Here is a 12,253-nt window from a genome sequence, read left to right as displayed (position 1 = left end):
AGAGGCTTTCGCACCGGAAACGCAAACCAATCGTAGCGAGTCGTACAAGGCGACAATCGCTTACCTGAGCGACAACGCTACCGTCGTGACTTGGGCCGGAAAAACCTTCACCCACGACGGGCGACGCTACGTCGAAACATTCGATTTTCCGCCCCAAGTGCGGCGATGGCTCATTCAGCACTCGATCAAGCACGACAACTCGTTTTGCGGCAACGTGATGAAAGACATTGAGGCGCTGACGTCGAAGGCTCTCCAGTCCTATCCTCAGATGCCTTTCTACTGCGGGAAGAACGAACGTTTCCCGAAGCCGGAGAACATCATCGCCTTCAAGAATGGTCTGCTTGACGCTCGGACGTTCGTCGAAGGCGGCGATTCCGTGATCGTTCAGCACACGCCCTCTTGGGTGAGCACGGTCTGTCTTCCCTACGACTTCGATCAATCGGCGACTTGTCCCGAATGGGAAGCTTTCTTGGCTTCGATCTTCGGCGACGATCGAACGGACCTTCTTCAAGAATGGTTCGGATACTGCCTTCTCCCGAACACGTCGCATCACAAGTTCTTGGTCAAGCACGGTCCGCCAAGAGCGGGCAAGGGAACGATCGACAATGTTTTGACGGCGCTCCTGGGGAAGGAAAACACCACCGGCTTTTCCCTTCACTCCCTCGCCGAAAGGTTCGGCACATCGACGCTTGTCGGCAAGTACGCCGCTTTCATCGGCGAGGCAAACCTTGCATCGTCTCGGGACAAGCACTTGATCTTGGAGAAGCTGAACAGCATCGTCGGCGGCGACGCCCAATGTATCGAAACGAAGTATTCGCCCGTTTCGCATTCCGTCGTCTTGCCGACAAGGTTCAACATCTCTTGCAACGAACTCCCGACCTTCGTCGATCCGTCGGGCGCCTTGTCGGCGAGAATGTTGATTCTCCCCTTCGACAAGTCCTTCGTCGAACGTGAAGACAGAAGTCTTGGCGACCGCCTTGGTGGCGAACTCTCGGGGATCTGCAATTGGGCGCTGGGGGGACTGGAGCGGCTTCGGAAGAACGGCAAGTTCACTAGGCCCAAGGCCAGCGAAACCCTTACCGTTCAGTTTCGCCGGGAGAACTCGCCGACGTTCGCTTTCTTGCAAGACAAGGTCGTCTTGGAGCGTCGCCTGTCGCCCGGCAACTTGCCCGACGTTCGCCTGTCAGACGATCCTCAGACCGTCACCCGGAAGCATCTCGCCCATGCCTACGACGCTTGGTGTACCGAACAGGGGAGAGAAGCTAACCCGGTATGGTTTGCCCGTGATCTTAGGACGCTTGTTCCCGGCTTGGGCGAGGGCAAGGCGGACGGCGAGCGAGTCTACCGGGGCATCGGCCTGTCGCTCTAAGGCGACTGAAAGGCAGCCCTCTGACGCGAAGCGTCAGAGGGGCAGTCTCTGAAAGCGACTTCACGAAGCCGGAAGCTAACCCTTCCGGCTTTCTTCGTGTTCGCCCCTTCGTCCTAAGCCGGGAACGGGGGCGATGCGTCGGCGAAACAGGCAGCCGGGACAGGTAAGACAGGTATTTCCTATTGTTTTCCTTACGCTTAAAGAGAGTAGAGATAAGGATAGAAAATACCTGTCTTACCTGTCCCGGACGTTCCGAAAGCGTCTCGCCTCGTTCCCGGCAGAGGGGGTAAGAGTCAGAGTCGCACCCCTATCCGGCAAGCCACTTTCCTTCGGAAGGCTGTCGATCGTGTGCTAGTGGGCAGTTTTCTTCGGCGCTACGAATCGAACGGGGGAGTCGAATCGGATCGACCCGGACGCCCTGTCGTCTTGCGGTCGCTGCTCAGCGTTCCCGGCGAGGCGATAGCGGGTCGGAATTCTGAGGGTCTGCCTCGCTTCCTACCAAGGGGCGCCCGTTCCGTTCCCGGACGCACTTCTTTCGGGCGATTCTGAGGATGCCACCGCCGACGTAACGCCTCGCCTGAGCGAGCAGGACGCCCGCTGGCTTGCGAGGAAAGAAAGAACGCCCCGGCAGCCCCTCCGTTTTTCTAAGTCTGGTTCGACGCCAACCCCCCTGAGCAGAGATACCGACTTTTTCAAGGCAAAATCGACCCTGTTTTCTTATCCAATAACCGGGTTATTCGACGGCAGCACGAAGGCCGAAGTTTTGAGCAGCCGTTCGCCTTCTCAGCCGTGTCGGGACAAGCGCTGAAATTCTCGGGGTAGTCTCTGCGAATCGGGAACGACTCGCCGCCTGTCGCCGTCGCCGTGCCTCGCTCAGCACACGACGGCAGCCCCTGCTTCTCGCTCCAAGCGTCATTCGGCCCGGCGGTCGGCGCTTCGCGACGCCCGCGCTAGCGGGCCGTCGCATCGCCTCTAAGCCGATCTTCGACCCTTTCAATCCCAATCGGCGCCTGCGGGAGTGCCGATTGCCGGTGCTTGGATCTGCTTGCGAGAAGCTACCCAGTCCTCTCCGGAACAGTTCGGGCAAATGAGCTTTCCGCTAAACACGCCAGACGACTGCTTTGGCCGCCCCACGTACCCGCAGCGTTTACACTCGATCAAGCCGACCTTGCGTCGCTTCTTACCGGTGGATGCTCGATTGGCTAGGACGATCAAGAGCAGGAAAGGCAGCGATACTACGGCGACTCCGAACGCTATGACGCCCAGCGTGACCGGGTCAGAGACCCACACTGTAAACCACATCGGTGTTCCTTCTAAGTTAGGGCGCCCGTGCGAAGCCACTACTTTATCCCCGTCCTTTTCCGGAGCAAGCGAGACTCAAAAACAGGGCGGCGGTTTCCGTCGCAAAATCTTTGACGTCCGACAAGGGTATTGCTACACTCGGGAAGTCGGCGGCAATCGCCTTCTGTTCCCGGCTTGGAGCGACCCTATGACGGCCCGGCTTGTCGCCTATCTCAGGGTTTCCACAAGGAAGCAGGGGCGATCGGGTCTTGGCTTGGAGGGGCAGCGATCGGCGGTCGCCGACTACGCTCGCATCGTCGGAGCGAAGTGCCTCGCCGAATACAAGGAAGTCGAAAGCGGCAAGAGGAAGGATCGTCCGGAACTGAGGAAGGCCCTCGCCCATGCGAAGCGGAGCAAGGCGACCCTTGTGGTCGCCAAGCTTGACCGGCTTTCCCGTAACGTCGCCTTCCTGTCGGCGCTGCTCGAAAGCGGGGCTGACTTTGTCGCTTGCGATAACCCCCATGCGAACCGATTCACGATACACATCCTCGCCGCCGTCGCCGAACACGAAGCCCGGCAGATTTCCGAACGGACCAAGGCGGCCCTTCAAGCGGCAAAGGCGAGGGGGACGCTTCTTGGATCGGCCCGACCTGGGCATTGGACCGGCAACGAAGCGGCTCGCCGTCGCGGAGCGACGGCAGGGGCAGCCATCGCCGCCCTCGCCCATCGCCTCGCCGCAAACGAAGCCTACGTCGATCTCTTGCCGCTCATTCGGGAGCGAAGGGAGCAGGGGGCGAGTCTTAGGACCATCGCCGCCGAACTGAACATTCAGGGGCACACGACCCGCCGGGGCAAAGCTTGGAACGCCTCGCAAGTGCTGCGGGTCTTACAGAGAACGGACGCTTGAACACATGACGCACGAACTACAGGGGAAGACCATCGCCGCTTACTTGAGGGTAAGCAAAGGCGAGCAAGACGCATCCGGTCAGCGAGTCGTGATCGAAGCTTGGGCGAAGTTGCAAGGGCTGACGATCGCCCAATGGTTCATCGACGACCAAGGCAGGAATCCAAGGGATCAGCCGCACAAGCGAGTGCAGTTCCAAGCGATGCTGAAAGCGATCGACCGGCGCCAGTTCAATATCGTCGTCGTCGATACTCAAGACCGCTTCGGGACAAGCGGTCCTTGGCAGCTTGGAAGCATGGTGACTTACCTTCTTGAGCGAGGGTGTCACTTGTGGTCGGTCATTCAGGGGCACATCTCAAGTAACGATACCGGCAAGATCATTCAAGCGACCGTCGCAGCAGCGGCAAGCCGAGAAGAGCAGCTAGCGAAGGGTCATCGGGGCGTGAAGGGACGCCAGAAGCTGGCCTATCGGGGCGAGTACGGCGGGGGCTATCCACCCTTCGGATGCGACGTTCGTTGTCTCGACCCGACGAATCAAGAAAAGTGGCGATTGGTGTGGGTCGGTCGATACGCCAGACTCAAAATTGAACTCGACGGCACGGAAACGGCCTACGACGGCAAAAGCAACGTTCCGGCACACGACCCGAACGACCGACTTGTGCTCGCTCCAAGCATCCGGCTGGAGCGTGTCGAAGCGGCTCAGCAGATGTTCGCTTGGTACGATCTGGAAAAGATCAGCCCCGCCCGTATCGCAACTCGATTGACGGAAGCAAACGTCGATCCGGTCTACTGTGAAGCTTGGGAAAAGCAGCGGGTAAAGGCGATCTTACAGAACCCTGCTTACGTCGGCTTGCCTGCCGTGAACAAGCGAGGCAGCGGACGGCTCAAGGAATTCGTCGGCGGGGTAGAACGGGAAGTTCCTCAGTTTGAAGGCACGACGAAGGCGGGTCGCATTCGGGACAAGTCGGATTGGTTCATGCCTTCCGCCCCGGTGTTCGACCCGATTGTGCCTCCGGATCGCTTCGACCGTGTGCAGGCAAAGCTAAAGGCGAGCAGCGATCTTCACACGAAGCCGGGTCGGAAGGCGCCGCAAGTCGCCGACTTCTGGCTTCGGAACTTGGTGGTCTGTCACAAGTGCGGAAAGCCTTTGCGGGTCGGCAACAATCGCCGACCGACGAAGAACGGCGAGGCGAACTACCGAAGCTACTTCTGTTCGACGTACGGCACGTTCGGACCGAAGAACCCGACCGGCTGCGGTGCCCACCGGATCAAAGCGGAAACGTTGGAAGGCGTCATTGACCGCTACCTTGCCGAATCGCACCGGCAACTTCTCGTCATGCTCGATTCCGACGACACGATGCCGACCCTGCTCGCTTCGATGGAAAGGGAAACGAAGGCGCTGCGGAGCGATCTGTTCAACCTTTCGTTCCGGCGAAGGCAAAGGGAACTGACCTACGAAACGGCCGTCTATGGAATGAACGTCGCCGACGCACACGCCGTGCTCTTGGCCAGTCGGTTCGGCGACGAACCGCTAGACGAACGGACCGTACGCTACCTGAAAGCGTCAAAGGATCGGACAACGAAGATTCGCACGTACGCTCAGGAGCGACGGGAGCAGGTAACGGCAATGCTCGCCGAACTCGATCGGGAGCACAACGAACTGCTTGAACGTGTGCTAACGATCGACAAGAAGGCGACGGAAGCCATCGCTAAGACGAACGCTCGCCTTGTCGCCTGCGAACAGAAGATGGCCGACGCTCGCCGTGAACTAGAAGACCTTGAAGGGCGAGAAGCGGCGCTGCTTGGCGACTTGGAGGCGAGGAAAGCGGCGATTCAAGAGGCGACCCAAACGGGGCGAAGCGAATCCGCCTACCGCCGGAAGGCCCAACTCGCCAGCCAAGTTATCGATCGCATCGTGTGCAGCTACGACACAACGGGAAAGAAGGTCGAAGTTGCGGCGGTCGAAGTGTTCCCCGTCGGCGGCGAATCGTTCCGCATGTATCCAGAAGGAATCTGGCCGGCGCCAGGTTGATCACGATCCGGTGGTGCGGTCGCTCGAAGCCGGAGTTGACGATCGCCCGTTCGACGCGATGGATCGACTCCTTCACGGCCCCTTCGGGCAGGCCGACGACGACGGTCTTGGGCAGCGCGCCGGTCGAGACGTCGACCTCAACTTCGACGTCGAGCGCGTCGATGCCGAAGAGGGAGAACGTCTTGAGCTTGGCGAGCATACGAAGCGGATGCGCGATGTGGCCTCGCAGATCCGCAACGCAGATATGCGACCGGTCGAACGACGGAATCGGGCGGAATCGCCCGGCGAAAGCCGCGTTATTGTGAGCAGATGGACAGCGGGCCGCAAGCTGACGCGGCGGCGGGTTAACGGAAGCTCGCCGCGGCGGTATGGTTGACGGGGCGGTTTCATCCTGCCCCCTCGTTCGCCCGACCTGTCCCGATGAGGCATGCTCTCAAGACTTTCGGGAAGCGGCTGCGCACCGCCGATCGCCTGACCGCGCTGATGCTCTCGACTAGCCTGCTGCTGGTGATCGTCGCGGGACTGGCGGCCTGGGTCGTCCGGCGATCGCAGTCGCTCTCGGAAGCGGCCCTTTCGACGAACGTCCAAAGCGTTCGCGCGGCGGTCGAGCTCGAACTGCACAGCCAGGAATTGCGACGTCAGATCGAACGCTACGCGCGGCTCGACGACGAAGCGCCGCCGCCCGGCCCGTCCGACGTCGAGTCCATGAAGGTCAGTCGCGAGCAAATCGAGCATTGGCTCGACCGGACGCGCGCGACCGCTCATACCGATACGGAGCTGCGGTACGTCGACCGAATCCGGGCGGGCCTGAACGACTTCTTCGATCGCGTGGCGCGCCTTTCCCCGAGCATGCCGGCGGAAGCGAAGGGGGAACTGGCCCGGGCCGCGGAGGTCGGCTGGAGGAAGAGGTCATCGCTCCGGCGCGCGCGTACCTGCTGCTGGACGAGACGCTGCTCGAAGCGAGCCGACAAAACGCCGCGACGCAAGCCGATCGGTCGGCGTTCGCCCTGCTTTCGCTCGGCGTCGTCGGCGCGGTCGCCGCGTCGATCGCGGGGTACAGCCTGGCAAGGTCGATCAGTCATTCGCTGCTCGAATTGCGAATCCCGATGCAGTCGGTCGCGGGCAAGCTGAGCGAAGTCGCCGGCGACGTGGTCGTATCGACGAAACTCGACCTCGACGACCTGGGACCCGCCTTCGCGCGCGTCTCCTCCGAAGTGTCGGCGGTCGTGGAAGAGCTTCAGCGACGGCACGAGGAGATTCGACGGGCCGAGCGACTGGCCGCGATGGGGCAACTTGCGGCAGGCCTTGCTCACGAAATACGCAATCCGCTGACCGCCATGAAGATGCTCATTCAGGCGACGCGTCACGGGGACGCCACGCTCGAGCCGCAGGACCTGGCGATTCTCGACGAAGAGATTCGCCGCCTGGAGGCGCTGATGGAAGAGTTCCTCGACTTCGCCCGCCCCCGACCGCTCACGAAGACCGTCATCGACGTGCGGGTCGCCGTCGAAGGCGCCGTCGCGGCGGTGCAGCGTCTGGCGGACGCGCGGAACGTTCAGATCGAATGCCGACTGCCGACGGAACCGGCGCTCGTTCCGCTCGACTCGGCCCGGATGCGGCAAGTGCTGCTGAACCTGCTGATGAACGGCATCGAGGAGACGCCGCACGGCAAGACCGTGAAGGTGGCTGTTCTTGCCGACGCGTCGGGAGCGTCGATGCAGATCCTGATCGAGGACGAAGGGCCGGGCATCGACGAGATCGCCGAGCCCCGGCTGTTCGAACCCTTCTTCAGCACCAAGGAGACGGGCCTGGGACTGGGGCTCCCCATGAGCCGTCGGATCGTCGAGTCGCACGGCGGCACGCTGACGGCGACTTCCTCCCACGGCGGGTCGCAGTTCCTGGTGACGCTTCCGACCTCGGACGTCTGATTTATGGAACGATACTTGCAGACGGACGCTTCGCCTATGCACGGAGCACGCATGCGGAAGTTGCTGATCATCGATGACGAACCGAACGTGCTCTACTCCATGCGCAAGGCCTTGCGCCGGGAGGGGCTCGAGGTCGAAACAGTCGAGACCGGGGCTCAAGGGATCGCAGCGATCCGTACGAACCGGCCGGACGCCGTGATCCTGGACGTTCGTCTGCCGGACGGTCACGGGCTCGACTTCCTCGACCAGATTTTCGCGATCGACCCGCGACTTCCGGTGATCGTGGTCACCGCGTTTTCCAGCATGGAAACGGCGGTCGAAGCGATGAAGCGGGGCGCGTACGAGTACCTTCTCAAGCCGATCGAACTGGACGAACTGCGGGAGAAGGTCGATCGGGCGCTGGAAATCGCGACCGTCGATTCGTCGACGGCGCTCGTGGCCGAAACGCGAGAGCATGGCCACGAACAGCAGATCGTCGGTCGCTGTCCGGCGATGCAGGAGGTGTTCAAGTCCATAGGCCGCATCGCCCGCCAGGACATCACCGTCCTGATCCAGGGCGAGAGCGGCAGCGGGAAGGAACTGATCGCCGACGCGATCTATCGCCACAGCACGCGATCGTCGGCGCCCTTTCTGGCGGTGAATTGTGCGGCGCTTCAGGAAACGATCCTGGAGAGCGAGCTGTTCGGGCACGAGCGCGGGGCGTTCACCGGCGCCGAGAAACTCCGCATCGGCAAGTTCGAGCAGGTCGACGGCGGGACGCTCTTTCTGGACGAAGTCGGCGATATGTCTCCCGCGACGCAGGCGAAAGTTCTTCGTCTGCTTCAGGACGGCACGTTCCAGCGCGTCGGCGGAAACGAGACGCAGCGCTGCAACGTCCGGATTCTGGCGGCGACGAATCGCGATCTGGAAGAGATGGTGGCCGAGGGAACGTTTCGCGAAGACCTGTTCTATCGGCTCCGCGGATTCGTGATTCATGTCCCGCCGCTGCGTGAACGGCCCGGCGATCTCGAATTGCTGATGTCCAGTTTTCTGCGTCGCTTCAACGACGATCTTGGGCGACACGTTCGCGTCGTCACTCCGGAGGCGCTGCGCCTGCTTGAGATGCATCGCTGGCCAGGGAACGTGCGGGAGCTTCAGATTACCGTCCGCTATGCGATCCTCCACGCCGTCGGCGACACGATAACGTCCGGTTCGCTACCCTCTTCCGTCACGCGACCGACCGCGTCGACGGCGTCGATCGAGTCGTCAGACGACGTCGAAGGCGTTCTGGCGAGGTGGATCGAAACGCAGCTCGCTCACGGCGACGGGAAGACGTATCGCAACGTCCATTCGACGGTCGATCGAGTGCTGCTCAAGAAGGCTCTGGAGTACGCCGATTCGAGCCAGGTCCGCGCCGCCCAGGCTTTGGGCATCGCTCGCTCCACGCTGCGGAATCGACTGAGCGAACTGGAGATGGAAGGCGATCTGAAGGACGACGCGGCTGCCGTCTCCTGAAGTCACGGGCGAACCTGCCTGCGCTGGTCGAGTTCCGTCGGCGAGTTTCAGACAGCCTGTCTCGAATTCCGACAGGCGACTCGCTCGAAGAGGTCCGCCTTCTTCGATGTGAAGCCTTGTCCGAATAATTCTCCGCCTATTCGGCGACGATGCGCCGCAGCGGCAGGCGAAACGGGCACCGTTCGGCATAGCGGTTGCGAAGGCATGGGATCGACACACCGTCGCTACGGCGTGCGTCGATTCCGACGCTCAGGAGCATGAAGCCCGCCCGATGAACTCGACCGCCTTTCGATTCGCGCCTCGCGACCGTCCTCGTTCGACGCTGTCCCGTGCCGTTCTCCGACTTCCTGAGTCGCCCGGCGCCGAACGCGCGGTGAAGACGCTGGTCGCGATCGCCAGGCGCTGCGGAGCCCGGCTGCGCGGGATCACCGCGGTCGACACGTCCGAACTGCAACGCCTCGCAATCGAGTGCCCTTCGGCGGCCCATCTCATTTACGCGACCAATCGTCTCGATGATCAGGAGGCGCGACGCGACGAAGTCCGGTCCTACTTCTCTCAGGCGTGCCTTGCTGCCGGACTCGACTTCGACATGCGGCGAATCTCGGGCGACGTAATGGACCTCATGCCGGTCGAATCCCGCTTCCATGATCTGTTCGCCTTTTCTTTCGCCGCAGGGCGAAAGCGGTCGGTCGGCGAATTCTGCGTATCGGACGCGGTACAACTGCTGATCGAGGGGACGACGCCGACCCTGGCGCTGCGCGAAGGCGCCGGAACGCCGACGCGGGCGCTGGTCGTTCTCGACGGCTCGCCCGCCAGCACTCGAACGGTGCGTGCCTTTCTCGATCAGAACCTGTTCGAGTTGTCTGCGATCCGCTTCCTCGCGATCGCTCGCGACGCGGGAGAGGCCCAGTCGATCCTGCGCGAACAGTCGGACGTCTTGCGAGGCAAATACCCGGACTGCGAATGGGGATACATCGCCGGGTCTTCGAAGCGCCTGGCGGCGCAGTATGCCGAACGCTGGCAGGCGGATCTCGTCGTGATCGGGGCGCGTCGCTCCCCGCCGGTGGTCAGGTACTTTTTCGGAGAGACCGTGCGCGAAATCCTGCGACGCACGAACTGTTCGATCTACGCGTGGTCCTGAATGAACTTCGGCTCTCCGAGCGCGAACGGATCGGACCTTAAGGGTTCGTCCGTCATGAACATCGAACGCCGAGACTTCTGGAAAGAGGTCCTCACCGTCAACGGCTCCGTCTCCCCGTTCGTCCAGCGCAGAGTTTTGTTCTTCGGCCTATGGGGGACGGCCGTCTGGCTGTCGGCGACCTTCTTCCACTTCCGGACCGGGTTCGGCGTCGCGCCGTACGAGATCATCGGCGTCGTGCTCGCGCTGCTGCTCGTCCTTCGGACCAACTCCGGGTACGACCGGTGGTACGAAGGGCGAAAGCTGTGGGGCGGCATCGTCAACCAGTCGCGGAATCTCGGACTGATCGGAGCGACCTACGGTCCTGCCGACGACGAGTGGCGAAGCGCCTTTCTGCGCTGGACCGCAGCGTTCCCTCATCTGGCGCGACACAACCTCCGCGGCGAACGCGACATCGAAGCGCTCGACGGACTCCTCCGCGCCGACGAAGTTCGCGAACTGCGACGCTGCGATCACATGCCGATGCATGCGTCGCAGCAGATCGCGAAGCTTTTGCGGCGGGCCAAGGAACGGGGCGAACTCGACGGGTTCGAATTTTTGCGCGGAGACGACCAGCGTTCGCAACTGATCGATCACATCGGCGCCTGCGAGCGAATCCTTAAGACGCCGCTCGCGAAGGTCGTGTCGATCAAGATCCGGCGCTTTCTATTCCTGTACCTGCTCCTCATTCCGCTGGCGGTCGTCGATCGCTCCGGTTACCTCACGCCCATTCTGACGATCCTCGTCGCTTACCCGCTATTGTCGCTGGATCAGATCGGCATCGAGCTCGAGAACCCGTTCTCGAAGTCTCGCCTGAGCCATCTGCCGCTGGACGACATCAGCGCGACGATCGAGCGCAACGTCCTGGCCCTCGACTCTCCGTCTCCGAAAGTCGAACGGGAACGTTCGCTGCAGAGGTCCGCCGTACCGACCAACGTTTAACGGGTTGCGTTCGCAGGATCGCGAAGGACGCTAAACCTTCCTGCCTTCGATCACGCTGATCTCGGAGTCGGTCGGGACGACGCGTGCCAGTTCGAAGCCGCAGTCGGCGAAGAGGCGGCGATACTCTTCCTCCGTCCGCTCCTTGCCCCCGGGAAGGACGAGCATCGTCAGGTCGAGCAGCTTGCCGAACGAGGGCTCGTTGCCGGGCGGAATGATCATCTCCACGAGCAGCAGCCGGCTGTCGGGTTCCATCGCCCGGTGGACGTTCTTCAGGATCGTCGCAGCCCGCTCGTCGTCCCAGTCGTGGATGATGTGCCGCATCAGGTAGGCGTCAGCGCCGCTTGGAATCGACTCGAAGAAGCTGCCGGACGCGATGTCGCAGCGATCGGCGAGGCCGGCAGCGCGGACGCGCTCTTTCGCGCGGCCCGTGACCCCTTCCAGGTCGAACAGCAGCCCCCGCATCGAAGGGTACTTCCGCAGCACGGAGGTCAGCAGGCTGCCGTTGCCGCCGCCGATGTCGGCCAGCTTGCCGATGCCGCTGAAGTCGTACGCTTCGAGCATCGCGGCAGTCTCGCGCCCGTGGACGCCGACCATCGCTTCGTCGAAGACCGCAGCAGGCTCCGGGTTCTCCGAGAGATAGTCGAAGCACGGCATGCCGTAGAGATGATCGAACGAAGGCTTTCCGGTCTGCACACTGTAGAGGAGTTCGCCCCACGCACGGTAATGCTCCTCGCCGTTCATGATCGCGAGCCCGCGCTGCGACTGGGGCACGTCGCTGCGGAGGCATTCGGCCAGCGGAGTCAGCGAGAATCGCCGCTCCCCGTCCTCTGCGAACACGCCCACGCTGGCCGCGGCCCGCAACAGTCGGTAAAGCGAAGGAGCGTGCGTCTTCGTGACCGCCGCGAGATCGTCCGCCGAACGGGGGACGTCGACCAGCAGATCGGCGATGCCCAGCTTCGCGACGACATAAAGCGTCTGGCTGATCCAGTACCCGGTCAGCATCCGGTTCATCTGATCCTGCGGCGGCAACGCTTCCATCTCTCGTTCTTTCGTGACGGGACGTGAGCGATCGATTCGATCGGCGAGGAATCGTATCGAGACGCGCCCCAGCTTGTCCAGCCGTCCG

At 62.2% G+C, this 12,253-nt stretch carries 10 protein-coding genes and 1 pseudogene; 9 read left to right on the top strand and 2 right to left on the bottom strand.

The genetic code is table 11. The features are described from left to right. Window positions 1-55 precede the first annotated feature (55 nt). From SH602x_RS14280 to SH602x_RS14270, 3 genes and pseudogenes are all read left to right on the top strand, one after another. Complete coding sequence (locus SH602x_RS14280) at window positions 56-1,369, top strand: DNA primase family protein (protein WP_479477108.1); 1,314 nt, start codon at window positions 56-58, stop codon at window positions 1,367-1,369. A gap of 1,255 nt (window positions 1,370-2,624) precedes the next feature. Continuing rightward, complete coding sequence (locus SH602x_RS14275) at window positions 2,625-3,557, top strand: recombinase family protein (RefSeq protein WP_479472948.1); 933 nt, start codon at window positions 2,625-2,627, stop codon at window positions 3,555-3,557. 4 nt (window positions 3,558-3,561) lie between these two features. Continuing rightward, window positions 3,562-4,842, top strand: a pseudogene (locus SH602x_RS14270) (recombinase family protein); the annotation flags it as partial. Between the two features lie 613 nt (window positions 4,843-5,455). Here the strand turns inward: SH602x_RS14270 and SH602x_RS14265 are convergent. Further along, window positions 5,456-5,677: a magnesium chelatase domain-containing protein gene (locus SH602x_RS14265; protein WP_479477107.1), complete on the bottom strand. Its 222-nt coding sequence runs from the start codon at window positions 5,675-5,677 to the stop codon at window positions 5,456-5,458. Here SH602x_RS14265 and SH602x_RS14260 point away from each other — a divergent pair. From SH602x_RS14260 to SH602x_RS14235, 6 genes are all read left to right on the top strand, one after another. Further along, window positions 5,600-5,962: a hypothetical protein gene (locus SH602x_RS14260; RefSeq protein WP_479477142.1), complete on the top strand. Its 363-nt coding sequence runs from the start codon at window positions 5,600-5,602 to the stop codon at window positions 5,960-5,962. The two genes, SH602x_RS14265 and SH602x_RS14260, sit on opposite strands and share 78 nt — an antisense overlap. Before the next feature lie 44 nt (window positions 5,963-6,006). Continuing rightward, on the top strand, window positions 6,007-6,717 hold the full coding sequence (locus SH602x_RS14255; protein WP_479472947.1) for a Tar ligand binding domain-containing protein: 711 nt from the start codon (window positions 6,007-6,009) through the stop codon (window positions 6,715-6,717). Continuing rightward, on the top strand, window positions 6,693-7,514 hold the full coding sequence (locus SH602x_RS14250) for a sensor histidine kinase (protein WP_479472946.1): 822 nt from the start codon (window positions 6,693-6,695) through the stop codon (window positions 7,512-7,514). The genes SH602x_RS14255 and SH602x_RS14250 overlap by 25 nt, the downstream gene beginning before the upstream one ends. Window positions 7,515-7,565: 51 nt before the next feature. Continuing rightward, on the top strand, window positions 7,566-9,008 hold the full coding sequence (locus SH602x_RS14245) for a sigma-54-dependent transcriptional regulator (protein ID WP_479472945.1): 1,443 nt from the start codon (window positions 7,566-7,568) through the stop codon (window positions 9,006-9,008). Window positions 9,009-9,279: 271 nt separating this feature from the next. Beyond that, entirely contained in the window at window positions 9,280-10,149 is an 870-nt protein-coding gene (locus tag SH602x_RS14240; protein WP_479472944.1) for a universal stress protein, read from the top strand. A 54-nt stretch (window positions 10,150-10,203) separates the two neighbouring features. Beyond that, window positions 10,204-11,127: a bestrophin family protein gene (locus SH602x_RS14235; RefSeq protein WP_479472943.1), complete on the top strand. Its 924-nt coding sequence runs from the start codon at window positions 10,204-10,206 to the stop codon at window positions 11,125-11,127. 30 nt (window positions 11,128-11,157) lie between these two features. Here SH602x_RS14235 and SH602x_RS14230 read toward each other — a convergent pair whose 3' ends face one another. Beyond that, window positions 11,158-12,165: a methyltransferase gene (locus SH602x_RS14230; RefSeq protein WP_479472942.1), complete on the bottom strand. Its 1,008-nt coding sequence runs from the start codon at window positions 12,163-12,165 to the stop codon at window positions 11,158-11,160. Window positions 12,166-12,253: the final 88 nt, after the last annotated feature.

This window comes from Lignipirellula cremea (assembly GCF_056501455.1).
Note: the sequence above shows the minus strand (reverse complement) of the source record. Positions and strands in the feature narration are given on the sequence as shown.